Below are 16,639 nucleotides of genomic sequence, written 5' to 3'. Positions count from 1 at the left end.
GGCGTGGCGATAATCGGAATAGATCGAGATCACAGAAAGAGATCGAGATGGTAGCAGGTATCCCAGGAGCGTCCGGCCTCGTCGCCTGGAACGCATTTATCAAAGACCCGGAAACGCAGCTTTCGAATTTCCGGAAGTCGCCGAACATCCAGCGTCAGATCGACAAGTTCACCGAGAAGTTCACGGAATTCGAGACTCTCGATGATCTGGTGAATGACCGTGAGGCCATGTATGTGGTGCTCTCTGCCTTCCAGCTCGAAGAAGAAATCAACTATACCGCGCGCAACAAGAAGATCATCGAAGAACCCTATCAAGGCGAAGGGGCAGAGGGCAGCCTCGTCAATATCCTGATCGACCAGCGCTACCGGGATATGGCGGAGACCTTCGGCTATGCCGGTCGTGGCGATCTGGTTTTCGCCAGTACGCCGGTCATGAACGAGATCATCGACCGGTTCGTCATCAACGAATTTGAGAAATCACTCGGCGAGAGCAATCCCGGCCTGCGGGAAGCTGCCTATTTCTCCCGCAGCGTTGGCGATTTTACCAGCACTGTCCAGCTTCTGAGCAGCAAGGCGCTCCGCGCCGTAATCGACACCGGCCTCGGCCTGCCAGCACAATTCGCCCAGGCCGATCTCGACCAGCAGATCCGCGTGATCGAGAACCGCCTTGATGTCGAGGACTTCTTCACTGAGGACAGCGAAGGCACACAGGAAGCATTCCTCTATAATGATGCCAAAGCCAATATCGCCAATCTGAGCCCGGGACAACAGGCCGGAAAGTCAGCGCTGACCTCTATCGAAACCATCATTGAGCAGCTGAGAAGCATTCAGGGCCAGTTCACCTCAATCACCGACGCGACCGATCCTCTCGGCCCGAATGCTGCCGAGATTACCTTTCAGGAAAACAATATCGGTGAACTGATCACCGCCGGTGGTGCCATTGAGGCCGCGCAGAAAGCCAGTCAGGAAGCAACCGACCTGATCGCCGAGATGCGCAAGCTCTACTTCGACACCAAGGACCTTAATCCGGTCGCGGATGCTGCGGAGATCGCAGCCAATCAGGAACGGTTCGGCGAGATTGCCGGGGAGATCGGTGCCGTGCTGGCGGGTGCCAGTATCATTGATCCCGAAACCGGGGTTGAGACCAACCTGCTGTTGCCAATCCCAGGCCCCGGCCCGTCAACCGTTACCTATCAGTTGGAATCCACCTCAGCCGCCGTCAATGTGACCGGCTATGATCTGAGCGGCTTTCTCGCCGACATTCAAACCGCAGCCACGGACTTTCAGGCCGGAAACTATGTTGCTGCCAACAATCTGGTCGTCGCAACCCGGACCAGCCTGTACACCGCGCGCAATGACCTGATTGATGTCAATGACACCTATCAGGCCGACATTGATTCCGTTGAGTATTTCTCCACCGCACTGGACATGACGGCGATTACCGCCGCCCGCGTGGATGCCCAGCAATCACTGTCCGATGCCGGGCGTGCCGTCAACATCCTGACGCAGCTTGAGGATCTGGCCAAGCAACTCTCCGACCCGGCCCTGACAGCCCCGGAGCGTGCGGCGCTGGAAACCCTGTTTTCGGATCAGCAAGTCGCCCTCGATGCCATTTTGAACCCGCCCGCCCCCAACAACTATCTGACCAATGGCGGGGCGACGCTAGCGCTCAACGGGTTCAGCACCTATACCACCCGCGGTATCGACTTCAATAACGGCGCTCTGTACCCGGATATCGATCCGGCACGGATACCGGCCGATGCCGCCGATGCCGCTGGCCTTGCGACCACGCTGGAAGCCATCAGACATGACATGATGACCCTTGAGCGGCAGTTGCAGACCGATACCGATCAGTTGAACATGCTTGAGACCCGGTCCGATCCGTTTGGCAAGCCCAATGCGGAATTGCAGGCGCTGACCGACCAGCTCGAAGAGCTGAAGGCCGCTGCCCAGACCGAAATCGGTGCTGATGAGGATGGCAATGGCGGTCGCAACCTCTTGGCCGAAGGCACCACTGACCTGCGTGTCTACACCACATCCGGCGAAAGCTTTGTGATGCGCGGGGCCGATACCTATGGCCTGCTGGTTGAGGATTTCATTACCGCTGCCAATTCACTGGCGACCACCGATCGTGCCGGCACCGATCTGGCAATCGATACGGCGCTGAACAATGCCCTGTCATTCCGCGATCAGTTCAAAACCGATCTTCGGCATATCACTGCCAAGCTGAATGAACTAAACCTCATTGCTCAGGACAATGCACCGGAAACCGATCCAACCGAAACCAGCGATTTCGCCAATCCGTACAAGGACGCGAACGCCTTTACCCTGCAATTCATCCAGCGCTATCTGGCCCTGAATGATCAGGCAACCCAATCCGCCAACAACCCGTATCTGCTTTTGTTTGGCGGCGGCGCTGGTGGCGATGATAGCGGCGGTGCCAGCGGTATTGTCAATCTGCTGATCTGATCTATCCGGTCTCGCGGCACGGGTCTTTGATGGCCCGTGCGGTCCGGTATACTGCCTTACCCCTATAGCCGGTGTTGGTAACTTCGGGATAACGTGCATAACCACGCCCTCCCGAGGCACTTTTTGTGCATTTGCTGCACTTTTCGGTGCAGCGGTTTCACACCCCGCCCGCTAATATGCGGCCCAGCCACAAACATGTCAGCCCGGCACACGCGACAGTCCGTTGGACATCGCGCGCCGGTTGCCCATGGGCCTAATCGAAACATAGACAGCCGTTGTTGCTGGCCCGGACCGGCAACATACTATATATAGTATATGACAGGTGTTGATGGCCGATATCCACGGCTCCACCGAGACACACAAAGGGCAAAACGAGATGCTGAACGACGCTATCCAGATGGGCGAACGTCCGCAGGTCACCACCGATACCGCGCGTGATGACAAGCTGACCGCGTTCGGCAAGGCCACCCTGACCGACCGCTATCTGATGCCGGGCGAGAGCTTTCAGGACCTGTTTGCCCGCGTTGCGTCCTATTACGCCGACGACAAGGCCCATGCCGACCGGCTCTATGACTACATCTCGAACCTGTGGTTCATGCCCGCAACCCCGGTCCTGTCCAATGGCGGCACCGATCGCGGCCTGCCGATCTCCTGCTTCCTGAACGAGAGTCAGGACAGCCTCGAAGGCATCGTCGGCCTGTGGAACGAGAATGTCTGGCTCGCGTCCCGTGGCGGCGGCATCGGCTCATACTGGGGCAATCTGCGCTCGATCGGCGAGACCGTGCGCGGCAATGGCAAGACCTCGGGCGTTATCCCGTTCATCCGGGTCATGGACAGCCTGACACTGGCGATCAGCCAGGGCTCGCTCCGTCGCGGCTCCGCTGCCTGCTACCTGCCGATCGACCACCCGGAGATCGAGGAATTCATCGAGATGCGCCGCCCGACCGGTGGCGATCCGAACCGCAAGGCGCTCAACCTGCACCATGGCGTACTGATTTCCGACGATTTCATGCGCGCGGTCGAGAGCGGCGGCGAATGGAAGCTGAAAAGCCCCCATGGCGGCACCGTGATCGGCAAGGTCCGCGCCCGCGATCTGTGGATACGCATCCTGACCGCACGGATCGAGACCGGCGAGCCCTATATCATCTATTCCGACACCGTAAACCGCCAGATCCCGGAGCATCACAAGCTCGCTGGCCTGCAGGTCAAGACCTCCAACCTGTGCTCGGAAATCACCCTGCCGACCGGCAAGGACCACCTCGGCAATGAGCGGACCGCGGTTTGCTGCCTGTCCTCGCTCAATGTCGAGACCTTCCTCGAATGGCAGAACCATCCCGACTTTATCACTGATGTCATGCGCTTCCTCGACAACGTGCTTGAGGACTTCATCAACAAGGCCCCTGACAGCATGGCGCGGGCGAAATATGCCGCGATGCGTGAGCGCTCGGTCGGCCTCGGCGTCATGGGCTTCCACTCCTTCCTGCAGGCCAATATGGTGCCGTTCGACAGCGTCATGGCCAAGTCGTGGAACCTGCGCATGTTCCGCCATATCAAGGCTGGCGTCGACGCCGCCTCAAAACAGCTGGCGGAAGAGCGCGGTGCCTGCCCCGATGCCGCCGATTACGGCATCATGGAGCGGTTCTCCAACAAGATGGCCATCGCGCCCACCGCCTCGATCTCGATCATCTGTGGCGGCACCTCGCCCGGCATCGAGCCGATTGCCGCCAATGCCTTCACTCACAAGACCCTGTCCGGGTCGTTCGAGGTGCGCAACCGCCACCTCGCCAGACTGTTGGAGCAGAAGGGCCTGAACACCGATGAGGTCTGGTCCTCGATCTTCACCCATGAAGGCTCGGTCCAGCATCTCGACGACCTCACCGACGACGAGAAGGCGGTCTTCCGCACCGCGTTCGAGATTGACCAGCGCTGGCTGATCGACCTCGCCGCCGACCGGACGCCGTATATCTGTCAGGCGACCTCGCTCAACGTGTTCCTACCCGCCGATGTGCATAAACGCGACCTGCACCAGCTGCATTTCCAGGCATGGAAGAAGGGCGTAAAGTCCCTTTACTACTGCCGTTCGAAATCAATCCAGCGGGCCGAGAGCCACACCTCGGCCAATGCCGCTGCCGATGCCAACAACATTCTGGCCGAGGCGATCGCGGCGGAAGCCGGCAGCACGCCGATGGTGGCGAGCGAGGAGGCAGGCGGCCTCACCGAACTTGCCGCCAACATGACCGCACGCCAGAACCAGTCACGCAGCGAGAGCGACGAGAACGGCCCGACCGATTACGAGGAATGCCTCGCCTGCCAGTAAAAGGCAGGGCAGGCAGGCACCGAATACCGCAGCCATACCGACAAACGCAGACAACCCATCAACGAGCCGTCCCATGTCCAAGCTTCTGACCCCCAACCCGGTGTTCAAGCCCTTCTCCTACCCATGGGCCTATGACGCCTGGCTGACCCAGCAGCGCATCCACTGGTTGCCCGAGGAAGTGCCGCTCGCCGATGATGTGAAGAACTGGAAGCACGACCTGTCCGAGGCCGAGCGCAACCTGCTGACCCAGATTTTCCGCTTCTTCACCCAGGCCGATGTGGAAGTGAACAATGTCTATATGAAGCACTACTCACAGGTGTTCGAGCCGACGGAAGTGCAGATGATGCTCGCCGCCTTCTCCAATATCGAGACCGTGCATATCGCCGCCTATTCCCACCTGCTCGACACCATCGGCATGCCGGAAGTCGAGTATTCCGCCTTCCTTGAGTATCAGGCGATGAAGGATAAATGGGAGCATCTGCAGGACTTCAACTGCAAGTCGAAGCGCGATATTGCCCGCACGCTCGCCATGTTCGGCGCGTTTACCGAGGGCCTCGCCCTGTTCGCCTCCTTTGCCATGCTGCTCAACTTCCCGCGTCACAACAAGATGAAGGGCATGGGCCAGATCGTGACATGGTCGGCGCGGGACGAGACCCTGCATACCCATTCCGTGATCCGCCTGTTCCGCACCTTCATCGCCGAGAACCCGGATGTCTGGACCGATGAGCTGCAGAAAACGATCTACAAGGAATGCGAGACGGTCATCACCCATGAGGATGCCTTCATCGACCTCGCCTTTGAACTCGGCCCGGTACAGGGCCTGACGGCGGAAGAGGTGAAGCAGTATATCCGCTGGATCGGCGACCGCCGCCTGCTCCAGCTCGGCCTGCAGCCGATCTATCGCGTGGCCAAAAACCCCCTGCCATGGATGGACGTGATCCTCAACGGCATTGAGCACACCAACTTCTTCGAAAACCGCGCCACCGAATACTCCAAAGCCGCCACCAAAGGCACCTGGGACGAAGCGTTCGAGTGAACAAAAACCAAAGCCTCTAAATCAACATATAAGACAATATAAAAGCAGTCATAGCACCCAAAAACACAAATAAGAACATCAGCACTAAAGACAATATCGCCATACCGATACTACCCTTAGCTTTTTTTAATAATTTTGGTGATATTTCATTACTTTCACCAAAAGAGTATTTTTTTGCCAAACGTGAAAATCTAGCAATGACAAAACTGTTAGCATAGCAAGCAACCCAGAAACACAATACATTGAACAAAATAATTATAAGGCTGTTTAATGTAGGCACCATCATATGATATGTGGATAATAGTGCATATAAGTCTGAATCTTTGGGCAAATCAGAGTTCAGAAGACGTGTATCAACAGACATATTAAAAGTTGTGAAAACAGTTATAAAATAGCCAGAAATTAAAAATACAAACCCAGCCCAATAAATCCTTCTGTAGAACAACCAAATAAAAATTAATATAAATGGCCAAGCCTCAAAACTGGCAATATATGATACACCGCTTGCTTTTATCTTTGAAAACGTATCATGAAGCCGCCATCTGGTATGTTCACTTGATTGAAGATCAATAATTTTTTCAACCGCAGAAAAATTATCCATAAGAAAAAACCCAGACATACAAATATATGCAAATCATATAACTTACGATTACCGTTATACCGTAATTGCGACATGGATGCAGATGATAAAAACAAATATTCTGACACTGAGCGCCAATATCGCCGCGATGCAACGGATTGCGGATGGGGCGGGGGTGCGGTTGCGGCCGCATGCCAAGACCCATAAATGCGTTGAGATTGCCCGGCGGCAGGTAGCGGTGGGAGCGGTCGGGCTGACCGTGGCCAAACCGGCCGAGGCTGCGGTGTTCATCCGCGCCGGTATCCGCTCGGTCAAGCTGTGCTATCCCATGATCGAGGCGGAGGCGATCCGGCAGGTGCTGAGCCTCGCCCGTGAGCATGGGGCGGAGCTGATTTTCGTCATCGACAGCGCCCTCGGGCTGCAGGTGCTGGACGGTATCGCTGCCGGGTTCGGTGCGGTGGTGCCGGTCTATCTCGAGGTTGATGTGGGCCTGCATCGCTGTGGCGTGGCACCGGACGGCCCGGCGCTGGTCAATCTCGCCGGACAGGCGGCGGCCTCGCCCAATCTGGATTTCCTCGGCCTGACCGCCCATGCCGGACATGCCTATGCCGCCACCGACCGGGATGCGGCAGCGCGGATCGCCGAGGAAGAGCGCCTGACCATGCTCGCGGCGAAACAAAGGCTGGCGGAGAACGGTATCGCGGCGCGGGAAATCTGTGTCGGCTCAACCCCGAGCATCTGGGCCCAGCGCGATTTCACCGGCATTACCGAGATCAAGCCGGGCAATTACGTGTTCAACGACCTGACCCAGCTCGGTATCGGTGTGGTCGGCTGGGACCAACTCGCCCTCACCATCGCCGCCACGGTGGTCAGCGCCAATGATACCTATCTGATCATTGATGCCGGATCGAAGACCCTGACCTCGGATCTCGGCCCCCATGGCAATAACTCGATCACCGGCCATGGCCGCGCCTTCACCCTCGATGAGATACCGGGCGAGCATCCGGGCCGCACCATCACCAAGCTGTCGGAGGAACATGGCTGGATCGCCCATGACGGCAAGCCCCTGCCGCTCGGCACGCGCCTTGTCATCTATCCCAACCATTCCTGCCCGGTGGTCAACCTCACCGACCGCATCAGCGTGACCGAAAACGGCACCGAAATCGCCCAATGGCCCATCGACGCCCGCGGCTGCAGTTAAGCAATCCGGCAGCGGGGGACAGATTAGCGAGGCCGTTTGGCGAAACCCTTGGCGAGGATCGGGCCAGTCGGGCGACCGGTCGGTGATCCGCCCTGCTGCTCCAGCGTGATTTCATAGAGCTGCTGCTCGAGCGGCATCGGCAGCTTGGCGAAATCGAGCGTCACCGTCTCACCCGGCGTCAGGAGACCGAGCGAGGTCGGCCCCATTTCCCGGTTGGGCAGGGTCCATACCTGAATACTCCGGTCAGCCGGTACGTCGTAATCGGTAAGCAGCGTCACCCGTGCCGTCTCGCCGCCGAAATCCTCGATCATCACCTGCGGCTCATTGCTGTCATTGAGCAGGATGGCGATAACCGTCGGCTCCGGTGTCCGGCTCACCGACCAGAACAGCCCGCCAACCGCCAGCAGACAGGCGACCGAAGCGGCAATCGCCCGGCGACGCCAGATAGCTGTCTGAGCATTATCATTGGCTGAAGTTGGAACCGAGGACGGGGCTGAGATTGGCGCAGTAGTTATCTTCCGCACCCGTGTCGGCTGTTCGCCATTGAGACGCGCCTCGATCCCGGCCCAGAACTCGGGCCCGAGGTCGAGCGGCTCTGCGGTCAGCGCCAGCGGCAGGAACCGTTCCTGACTGGCAACCACGGCATGGCGCCAGTCGGGGTCGACCTCGACCGCTGTCGCAACAAGTTCAGATGTGGCCTCGTCAAGGATGCCGAGCACATACTGATCGGCGAGCGCATCACGACCGCCGGGATAGCCGTCAATATCTGTAATCACATCACTCATGAGAGGCACTCCCGCAACATTGACAGGCCACGCTTGATCCATGACTTGGCGGTGCCGAGCGGTACTTTCAGCTGGCCCGCGACCTCGCCATGGGTGAAGCCGTTGATATAGGCGAGCAGGATGCTCTGCCGTTTCGGCTCATCCAGCGCCTCAAGGCACTGTTTCAACTGGCTTTCCGAGGCCAGATCGCGCCATGCCTCATCAGCCGCGCCGGACAGGTCATGGATCTGCTCCAGATCACTAGCATCGACCAGATCCTCGCGCGCGCCGTCACGGATGACGTTCAGCGCCCGGTTTCTGACGATGGTGTAAATCCAGCCGCGTGGTGAGCCGCGATCACCGGCATATTGACCGGCCTTCTCCCAGATGATGACAAAGGCTTCCTGCACAACCTCTTCCGCCAGGTCCCGGCGACGCAGGATGCGTTGCGCCATACCGACCAGCCGCCCCGCCTCGGCATCAAAGATGACTTTCAGCCCGGCACGGTCGCCCGCGGCACAGGATGCAAGCGCATCGGCAAGTGTATCGGCGGCTGAACTGTCGTCAGCATGCGTCGAAGTGTTCATCTGAGCGGCTAACCCATATGGAAAATCTTGTCTGGCCATAGTGGGTCTACACAAAAAGCCGGGATTTGGATGCAGCTAAAAATAATTTTTTGGCTCACTGCATCCAAACCGGCGTTTCGCGTGTCGACAGACTGAGAGGACGGAAAACCGCTGTGACAGCACCCCGTCCGTAAATGCCCCCAACTGATCTGGAGCAATAACAATGAAAAACCTTACCTCAGCCCTCATCGCCGCTGGCCTGCTGGCCGTCTCTGCCCCCGTCGCCGGCCAAGTCGCCGAGGCCGCGCCTGCCCTCGCACTGGTTGGCGACAAGACACTGGTGATGTTCGATACCGACAATCCGAGCGTGTCCAAATCCATGGATGTGGATGGCGTCGACAGCCTGCTCGGCATTGATCTGCGCCCATCCAACCGGACCCTGATCGGGGTGACAGATGACCACCATATCGTCGAGATCAATCCCGCCACCGGCAAGGCGATGATGAAATCCAAAATGGATACCATGCTGCCCGTGGATGGCGGTCCGGTGATCGTCGATTTCAACCCGGCTGCTGACAAGCTGCGGTTCATGACCGGCACCACCAACCACCGCGTCGATGTGGACAGCGGCAAGGTCACGGTCGATGGCAGCCTCGCCTTCGAGAGCAAGGACATGCATGCGGGCGAAGCACCCGACATCGTTGCCGCCGCCTATATCAACTCCTATGGCAAGCCGGACAAGACCGCGATGTATGACATCGACAAGACCATTGTCGCCCTGATCCAGCAGACCTCACCGAATGACGGCACGCTGGGCGCGATCGGCAAGCTCGGCATCAACAATCCGGGCGAATACTATGCCTTTGACGTGCAGACCACCGCCGACATGACCAATACCGGCTGGCTGGTGACCGATAACATTCTCTATACCGTCGATATGAATACCGGCAAGGCAACCGCCAAGGGTGCGATCAATGGCGCGGAAGGCGAGGTCCGCGACCTCACCGTACTGACATTGGATTAACCTGACAGATAACATTCCCTGTCAGTGATCAGGAGCCGGTAGCCCACCCGCTTGGGGCTACCGGCTTCTTGCTGTTTTGAACGGCAACATCCGTGAGCAATGCAACCATTGGCATCGCACTGCGTTGTTATCCGTATGCATGTGATCCTGAAAATTCTCGCCGGTGTAACGGCTGCCATACTGGTGATTGTCACCGGGCTGGCGGCTTTTGTTTACTTTGCGACCGGTGAGCAGGTGCGACCGCTGGCACAGGGATTTGCCAGCGCCGCCCTCGGGCGCAAGGTCACGATTGACCGGCTGACGATCAACAAGGGCTGGATCACCGATATAACAGCCAGCCATCTGGTCATCGCCAATCCCGATTGGGCCGGTGACAAACCCATGGCCGAGATCGAGCGCTTTGCCGTAACCCTCGACCTGTCCAGCCTGCTCGATCCGCAACTGCGCATCCCCAGGCTGGAACTGGAAAACGGCACCATCGATATTGCCTATGGCGCGGATGACCGGGTGAACTGGCAATCCGCGGAAACGGCGGGCGAGTTGGCGGCGCCGGAAGAGCGTCAGGAAATGCCGGCAATCGAGAACCTCGCCATTACCGGTATCGATGTCACCTATCGCAACCTTGAAACCGCCGCCAGTGAGACAGTGGCGATCACGGGCATTGAGGGCACGCTGGAGAAGGGCAAAAACGTCAGGCTTTCCGCCGATCTCGACTGGCGCGAACACGATGCCAGACTGCAATTCAATGGCGAGCAGTTCGAGACACTGATCAATGAGGACCGCCCCTATAACTTCACCCTCTATGGCGACGGACTGGTGAATTTTGCCGTCGACGGCACAGCGACCAAATCCGGCAATCTCGACATATTGCTGGAATTGAACGGCGAGAGCCTTGCCGATATCGGTCGCATTATTGACGTGCCCCTGCCAACCACGGCCAATTTCTCGCTCAAGGGCCAGTTGCTGACGGCGGAAGACAGATACACGCTGCAGGATTTCAGCGGCACGGTCGGTCGCAGTGACCTGTCCGGCACCGCTACGCTTGAACTGACGCGTGATATCCCGAAGCTGACAGGCGATCTCTATTCAAACCGGGTTGATTTCAAGGATCTGGCCGGGCTGATCGGTAATGATCCCGACAGCTTTGCAACAACGGCTGAAACTGGTGAGACAGCAGAAACGGTCGACGACAACACCTCCCCCAACCTGTTTTCCAATGCGGCCATTCCAACCGACCGGCTGCGCGATGCCGAGCTTGATCTGAGCTACAATGCCCGCGAGATTATCGCCCCCACATCACGGGTCGAGGAGCTGTCGATCACGGCAAAACTTGCTGATGGCCGGTTGCTGGTGCGCCCCTTCATGATCGGTATCGCCAAGGGCGTTATTTCCGGAGAGATCGCGGTAAACGCCCGTGAAGCAACGCCAAGCGCCGATATTGATGTCGCATTGTCCGATATTTCAATGCGCGATTTCTTCACCGATACCGATTTCGCACAGGAGATGGGCGGCACCCTGTCAGGTGCGCTCTATCTGATCGGTACAGGCAATACCCCCAACCAAATCGCGGCGACGGCAGAAGGCGGCGGACAACTGATTATCCGTGATGGCAAGATCAGCGCCCTGATTGTTGAGGCTGTTGGCCTTGATGTTGTTGAATCGCTCGGCGTCCTGCTGATGGGTGACGTCCCCTTGCCCATGCCCTGCGCCGGGCTCAACTTCACAGCAGATCATGGCAGCATCGATATTGAGAAGATGATGCTGAGCACCGATGACAGCCTTGTGGTCGGCAAGGGTTCGGTCGACCTCGCGCAACAGACCCTTGATATTCAGGTCGAGGGACGGGCCAGCGATTTCTCCCTGCTCGATATATCTGCCCCGATCAACCTGACCGGGCCAATCAATGATCCGAATATCGGCATTGGCGGGGAATCCCCGCTGGAAATGGAGCATATCGGCGAAGATACCAAAGTCAGCTGTCAGCAAATCCTTGGCGAGCGGCACAATCAGGTAGCGGAAACCCCGGATTGATCGCTCACGTTCACGCAATCGGCCAGAGCAGGATCGGGCCGCGCACCACTTCCCAGAACAGCGGGAACATCATTGTCAGCTGCCCGGCCAGCATGCCCGTGCCGGTGACGTAATCAACCCCACCGGCACGCCAGACCGCCCGGCGCTGGAGCAGGGGTTCGGTATAACGCTCGATAGTCCGGGAAATAAACCGCGCGGCGGCGGCCATGACCATGGACCGGCCGAACAGACCACAGAAGGCCCATGTGGCCGTGGCCGAGAACATGGCAAGGGCAAGCAAGCCGTCGTGATCGCTGAAATAGCCGATCATCAACATGGAATTGATCAGGAACATACTGAGCGCCATGGCGAGATAATGCCGCCGGAAGGCAAACCAGGCCGGACCGGCAAGCATGGCGCTAAGGCTGAGGCTCGGCACCCAGACCGAGTTCTCCTGCCACATGCGTTCATAAAGGCGCTGGAACACCAGCGGGCGGTCGCGGAAATAATCCGCCAGATACGGCCCCACCTGATGATTGAACAGGTGGTCGTCACGCAATGGGTCAACACTCCAGATCAGCGTCATGCCCGGTAATTCCGCCCTCACCGTTGCCAGTGCCGGTCAGCCTAGCAGAATTCCGGGCCATTCGGCAAAAATCCGGAAAAAATTGGAACGTTTGCACCGACAGTTCGTTTTTTCAGCGAGTGTTACAAATGACAGGAGACACACAATGAAACGCCTACTTACTACCTCAACTGCTGTTGCCGCGATGATTGCCTTTTCTGCGCCAGCATTTGCCGGTGATGTCACCAATGATGGCTCTGCTTCCTTTGGTGGTGGAACCGATGTGAATATGGGTACTGAAGCAACCGTGAAGGATGTGAACCCGCAAACCGGTGCAGCCCAAAGCAGCCTTGATCGCGAAAAAGTTGATCAAGTTTCCGAACTGCCATTCGGTTCCAAGACAACCCATATGCCCGAGTATGATGGTGACACCCATCAGGGCAGCTATGAATCCGCTGTCGATGATCCGATGAAACCGGATAATAACTGATCAGCAATGACTTAGCGAAAAAGAGGTCGGCCAGTCCGGCCTCTTTTTTTGTCCGAAATCCGGCCCCGCCGTGCTAAACAGCAGGAATGCATGACGCCCATCAAACCCGGTCCGACAATCAGCTATCGGTTCCCTTGCTGCAACAGCCGGGCATCGCCTTCTGTCTGCTGCTGATCGGCTCTTGTGCCGCGGGATCGGCGGCGCTGTTTGCCCGGATCAGCCCGATGGACCCGGTAATCACCACCTTCTGGCGCTTTGCCATTGCCACACCGTTCCTGACCCTCGTCATGCTGGCCCTGCCGCCCAAGCCGGACAAACTCTCAGCCAAATATCCCACGGCAGCGAAAGACTGGCTGCTGGTGCTGTTCACCGGCGCCAGTTTTGCCGTATCCCAGATGCTCTGGTTCCTCGGGCTGGAATATACCAGCGTCGCCAATGCCACCCTGTTGCTGAGCCTAACCCCGCTGATTGCTGCGCTTATCCTGTGGCTGGTATTCCGGGAGGTGATCGGCAGGCGCTTCTGGTTCGGCATGCTGCTGGCAATCAGCGGCATGGCCGGGCTGACCTATGCCTCAACCGCCAGCCCGGACAACTCCCTGCATGGCGATATACTCTGTGTCTTCGCCGCGATTGCCCTCAGCGGCTATTTCATCGGCTTGTCGAGATTGCGGCGGCGGTTTCAGGCCATGCCGGTCATCGCCCTCAGCGCCATTGCCTGTACGCTGGTCATGCTGGTGAGTGTCAGCCTGCGTGGCGCACGCATTTTGCCGGAAACCCAGTTTGAATGGGAGGTGGTGATCGGCCTTGCGGTCACCAGTCAGGTAATCGGCCACGGGCTGATGACCTATGCCGTCGCCTATCTGCCCGGTCGTCTCGCCGCCGCCTCGGTGCTGATCCAGCCGATCTGGGCCACCATGCTCGCCTGGGCATTGCTGGATGAGGCGGTCTCACTGATCGCCCTGATCAGTGGCGCATTGATCCTGTGTGGCATTTATCTCAGTGGCGATCGGGCGCCCCGCAAGCGCCTGAACCCCAAAGTAACCCTGTAAACGGCTGATATTGCACGGCTGTTTCAGCCTTTTTCGGCAGATGCAATAGGAATTGTGGAATTTTCCAAAAATGTGATATGTATATCTATGGTCAAAACAGCGCAGAACCGCGCTGCCAAAGGCCATATCCCTTAAACGGTGAGAACATCGAGGTAAGGTGCCATGTCTCAAGTCGGAACTTCACTGGGGAATAATAACCTCAGTAGTGTCAGCACAATCCAGCCACGCACAGATGTCGAAAGCGGCGTCGCAGGCAGCCGTGCTGTCAAAACTGTACAGCCAAGCGTACAGTCATCACTCTTTCAACCAGTTGCAAAACGCTCCGCGGATGGCGCAGCCACCCCGGTGATCAATGTCGAATTCGGCGTCCCTGCCGGCAGCGTTGCCCAGATCAAGCAGCGTCTCGACGATCAGCTGTCAGCGTTTTATCGCATTTTCTACAAGGTCGAGGATCAGCAGCGCGAGATTACCAACAAGGTATCAAGCTCGCTGGCATCCCTTATCGATGGCGTGGCCAATGGCGATTTCTCGGCAATCCAGTTCCGGTTTGCCTCTGTCGAAACCCAGTTTGCCGATGGTAACGGCAAAGTGTTCGGCTCAACCCGCCAGTTTGCCCTTGAGGTAAGCGCTGTTTCCCGGACCGAAAACACCGTGTCCGCCAGCAGCGTCCAGCTCTTCGGCCTGAGCGGCAGCCGCATCAGCCTCGGTGGCAATGAGGCCCAGACCGGCCTCGTTACCGGCCTGTATACCCGGAGCGCATCGCTTGAGGAACAGTCCAACCCGGTTCTGGCCCGTCAGCCATCGGAAGTTGATGACATCATCAACAGCCTGCGTCAGACGCAGGAAGCCCTGCTGTCCTATCGTGACGGCGACTTCCGCGCCCTGAACTCCCTGATCGGCAGCCTGACCGGATCAGGATCGAGCCTGACATTCAACGTCTGATTGACGAACGACTATCCGCGGCACCCGGATGGCTTGAACCGCCTTTTGCATCTGCAGAAGGCGGTTTCCTGCATTGTATCTTCAGGGCTTCAACCGGCAGGGTCGGTAGCCATACAGCTATTGTAAGAGCACTTGCAATTACCGGCAAAACCCGTCATGCGCAATCTGCACACTGCCCGCAGCCCGACACAGCCCATGCCCAAGGTTATGAACAACCAATCTGAAATGGCATCGCCCACACAAGCGCCCCTGTCACTGGCCGAGTTGATTACCCAAAGTGGTCAGAAGACCCCGCTGGGCGCCTATCAGGCCCTGATCGGGATGGGTGCCATTCGGGAGAATGCGGATCAGGCACGGGTGGTTCGCGATCTCGAGCAGCTGCATGATGCGCTGGAAGGGTATGCACCTGCCCAACCCGTCAATGGCTGGCTTGGCAAGATCAGCAGCAAGCTTAATGGTAACAGCCAACCGGAACCGCCCAGAGGTCTCTACATCCATGGCGGGGTCGGGCGCGGCAAGAGCATGCTGATGGATTTGTTCCACCAGACATCAACGGTTCAGAAGCGGCGGCGCGTGCATTTCCACGCCTTCATGCTCGAAGTGCATGACGAGATGCACCGGCACCGCAAGACCGCACGCCAGGATGATGACACCAATGTCATCACCCATGTGGCCGATTGGATCGCCGACAGCACCTGGTTGCTGTGCTTTGACGAGTTTCACGTCACTGACATTACCGACGCCATGATCCTCGGCCGACTGTTCGAGGCCCTGTTCGCCCGCGGCGTGGTGGTGGTCGCCACATCGAACTGGCCACCGGACCGGCTCTATGAGAAGGGCCTGCAGCGCGAGCTGTTCCTGCCATTCATCACCATGATCAAGCAGAGGCTGGATGTCATTCCCCTCGATCATGGGACCGATTACCGGCAGGCGCGACTGGCCGGGATGCAGACCTATCTGACCCCGGATGATGCCGCCGCGACCGCAACGCTCGATCAGGCCTTTGACGACCTGACCCGCGGCACGGCACCAACCCCGACGGTTCTGACCGTCAAGGGCCGCCAGCTACCGGTGACCCGTCAGGCAAAGGGCGTTGCCCGATTCAGCTTTGACGAGCTGTGCGGTCAGCCGCTCGGCAGCGCTGATTATCTGGCCATCGCGAGAACCTATCACACCGTGATCCTCGACCATGTCCCGGCGCTAGCCCCGCAAAGCCGCAATGAGGCGAAACGCCTGATCCTGCTGATTGATGCACTCTACGAGGCCAAACGCCGCCTGCTGCTGTCATCGGCCGTACCCGTGGATCAGCTCTACAACACCGGCGACCACAGCTTCGAGTTTGAGCGCTCGGTTTCACGGCTGATGGAAATGCAGAGCCGCGACTATCTGGATCAGGTCGCCGAAGAGCTTTGAGCACCGGCAAATCGACCGTCGGTTTTTGATTTTTACCGTCAGAATCGGAAATTTTCGGAGTCGTTGCCATTCATGGACCGGCAATTTTCGCCGGAAAACCATTGGTTTTGGGCAAAAGTGTGATTCTTTGGTGACGGCGGCAAAATTCACCTAGCCATATTGAAAAGTGATGATTGCAAGCCACAATCATCTCTGGCGGCCTATTGACTCAATA

Annotated in this window: 13 protein-coding genes; 10 read left to right on the top strand and 3 right to left on the bottom strand. The window is 58.0% G+C overall.

Going from position 1 to position 16,639, the window contains the following annotated elements; genetic code table 11:
* Window positions 1-47 precede the first annotated feature (47 nt).
* The 4 genes from CBB62_03110 (at window position 48) to CBB62_03095 (ending at window position 7,602) form a co-directional block, all read left to right on the top strand.
* Complete coding sequence (locus tag CBB62_03110; GenBank protein ID OUT41355.1) at window positions 48-2,468, top strand: hypothetical protein; 2,421 nt, start codon at window positions 48-50, stop codon at window positions 2,466-2,468.
* A 376-nt stretch (window positions 2,469-2,844) separates the two neighbouring features.
* Window positions 2,845-4,785 carry a ribonucleotide-diphosphate reductase subunit alpha gene (locus CBB62_03105; GenBank protein OUT42613.1) on the top strand — a complete coding sequence of 647 codons (1,941 nt, stop codon included), beginning with the start codon at window positions 2,845-2,847 and terminating at the stop codon, window positions 4,783-4,785.
* A 73-nt stretch (window positions 4,786-4,858) separates the two neighbouring features.
* Window positions 4,859-5,821 (top strand): ribonucleotide-diphosphate reductase subunit beta, encoded by a 963-nt coding sequence (locus CBB62_03100; protein OUT41354.1) that lies wholly within the window; start codon window positions 4,859-4,861, stop codon window positions 5,819-5,821.
* A 677-nt stretch (window positions 5,822-6,498) separates the two neighbouring features.
* Window positions 6,499-7,602: a hypothetical protein gene (locus tag CBB62_03095; GenBank protein OUT41353.1), complete on the top strand. Its 1,104-nt coding sequence runs from the start codon at window positions 6,499-6,501 to the stop codon at window positions 7,600-7,602.
* 23 nt (window positions 7,603-7,625) lie between these two features.
* Here CBB62_03095 and CBB62_03090 read toward each other — a convergent pair whose 3' ends face one another.
* On the bottom strand, window positions 7,626-8,387 hold the full coding sequence (locus tag CBB62_03090) for a hypothetical protein (protein ID OUT41352.1): 762 nt from the start codon (window positions 8,385-8,387) through the stop codon (window positions 7,626-7,628).
* A complete protein-coding gene (locus CBB62_03085) occupies window positions 8,384-8,953 on the bottom strand; it encodes an RNA polymerase subunit sigma (GenBank protein OUT41351.1) in 570 nt (189 codons plus the stop codon). Before CBB62_03085 ends, CBB62_03090 begins: the two co-directional genes overlap by 4 nt.
* 202 nt (window positions 8,954-9,155) lie before the next feature.
* Between CBB62_03085 and CBB62_03080 the strand changes: the two genes are divergently transcribed.
* Window positions 9,156-9,956: a hypothetical protein gene (locus CBB62_03080; GenBank protein ID OUT41350.1), complete on the top strand. Its 801-nt coding sequence runs from the start codon at window positions 9,156-9,158 to the stop codon at window positions 9,954-9,956.
* 99 nt (window positions 9,957-10,055) lie between these two features.
* The gene (locus CBB62_03075; protein ID OUT41349.1) at window positions 10,056-11,987 is read left to right on the top strand and encodes a hypothetical protein; all 1,932 of its coding nucleotides are present in this window, start codon (window positions 10,056-10,058) and stop codon (window positions 11,985-11,987) included.
* Between the two features lie 10 nt (window positions 11,988-11,997).
* Here CBB62_03075 and CBB62_03070 read toward each other — a convergent pair whose 3' ends face one another.
* Entirely contained in the window at window positions 11,998-12,552 is a 555-nt protein-coding gene (locus tag CBB62_03070) for a hypothetical protein (GenBank protein OUT41348.1), read from the bottom strand.
* Between the two features lie 184 nt (window positions 12,553-12,736).
* Here CBB62_03070 and CBB62_03065 point away from each other — a divergent pair, with 184 nt between their 5' ends.
* The 4 genes from CBB62_03065 to CBB62_03050 all read left to right on the top strand — a co-directional run bounded on the left by CBB62_03065 (window position 12,737) and on the right by CBB62_03050 (window position 16,425).
* Entirely contained in the window at window positions 12,737-13,021 is a 285-nt protein-coding gene (locus CBB62_03065; GenBank protein ID OUT41347.1) for a hypothetical protein, read from the top strand.
* Between the two features lie 86 nt (window positions 13,022-13,107).
* A complete protein-coding gene (locus tag CBB62_03060; GenBank protein ID OUT41346.1) occupies window positions 13,108-14,070 on the top strand; it encodes a hypothetical protein in 963 nt (320 codons plus the stop codon).
* Window positions 14,071-14,415: 345 nt separating this feature from the next.
* The gene (locus CBB62_03055; GenBank protein OUT41345.1) at window positions 14,416-15,012 is read left to right on the top strand and encodes a hypothetical protein; all 597 of its coding nucleotides are present in this window, start codon (window positions 14,416-14,418) and stop codon (window positions 15,010-15,012) included.
* A gap of 225 nt (window positions 15,013-15,237) precedes the next feature.
* Window positions 15,238-16,425 carry a hypothetical protein gene (locus CBB62_03050; protein OUT42612.1) on the top strand — a complete coding sequence of 396 codons (1,188 nt, stop codon included), beginning with the start codon at window positions 15,238-15,240 and terminating at the stop codon, window positions 16,423-16,425.
* Window positions 16,426-16,639 lie beyond the last annotated feature (214 nt).

Origin of the sequence: Micavibrio sp. TMED2, from assembly GCA_002168225.1 — a bacterium.
In the GTDB taxonomy this organism is placed as follows: Bacteria; Pseudomonadota; Alphaproteobacteria; order TMED2; family TMED2; genus TMED2.
This window is presented reverse-complemented; position numbering and strand designations above follow the sequence as displayed.

What these genes read in the sequence shown, in the direction of transcription:
- CBB62_03110 (OUT41355.1), top strand. Translation starts at nt 48, where the DNA reads ATGGTAGCAGGTATCCCAGGAGCGTCCGGCCTCGTCGCCTGGAACGCA.
- CBB62_03050 (OUT42612.1), top strand. Translation starts at nt 15,238, where the DNA reads ATGGCATCGCCCACACAAGCGCCCCTGTCACTGGCCGAGTTGATTACC.
- CBB62_03090 (OUT41352.1), bottom strand. Translation starts at nt 8,387, where the DNA reads ATGAGTGATGTGATTACAGATATTGACGGCTATCCCGGCGGTCGTGAT.
- CBB62_03100 (OUT41354.1), top strand. Translation starts at nt 4,859, where the DNA reads ATGTCCAAGCTTCTGACCCCCAACCCGGTGTTCAAGCCCTTCTCCTAC.
- CBB62_03060 (OUT41346.1), top strand. Translation starts at nt 13,108, where the DNA reads ATGCATGACGCCCATCAAACCCGGTCCGACAATCAGCTATCGGTTCCC.
- CBB62_03085 (OUT41351.1), bottom strand. Translation starts at nt 8,953, where the DNA reads ATGAACACTTCGACGCATGCTGACGACAGTTCAGCCGCCGATACACTT.
- CBB62_03105 (OUT42613.1), top strand. Translation starts at nt 2,845, where the DNA reads ATGCTGAACGACGCTATCCAGATGGGCGAACGTCCGCAGGTCACCACC.
- CBB62_03080 (OUT41350.1), top strand. Translation starts at nt 9,156, where the DNA reads ATGAAAAACCTTACCTCAGCCCTCATCGCCGCTGGCCTGCTGGCCGTC.
- CBB62_03065 (OUT41347.1), top strand. Translation starts at nt 12,737, where the DNA reads ATGATTGCCTTTTCTGCGCCAGCATTTGCCGGTGATGTCACCAATGAT.
- CBB62_03095 (OUT41353.1), top strand. Translation starts at nt 6,499, where the DNA reads ATGCAGATGATAAAAACAAATATTCTGACACTGAGCGCCAATATCGCC.
- CBB62_03070 (OUT41348.1), bottom strand. Translation starts at nt 12,552, where the DNA reads ATGACGCTGATCTGGAGTGTTGACCCATTGCGTGACGACCACCTGTTC.
- CBB62_03075 (OUT41349.1), top strand. Translation starts at nt 10,056, where the DNA reads ATGCAACCATTGGCATCGCACTGCGTTGTTATCCGTATGCATGTGATC.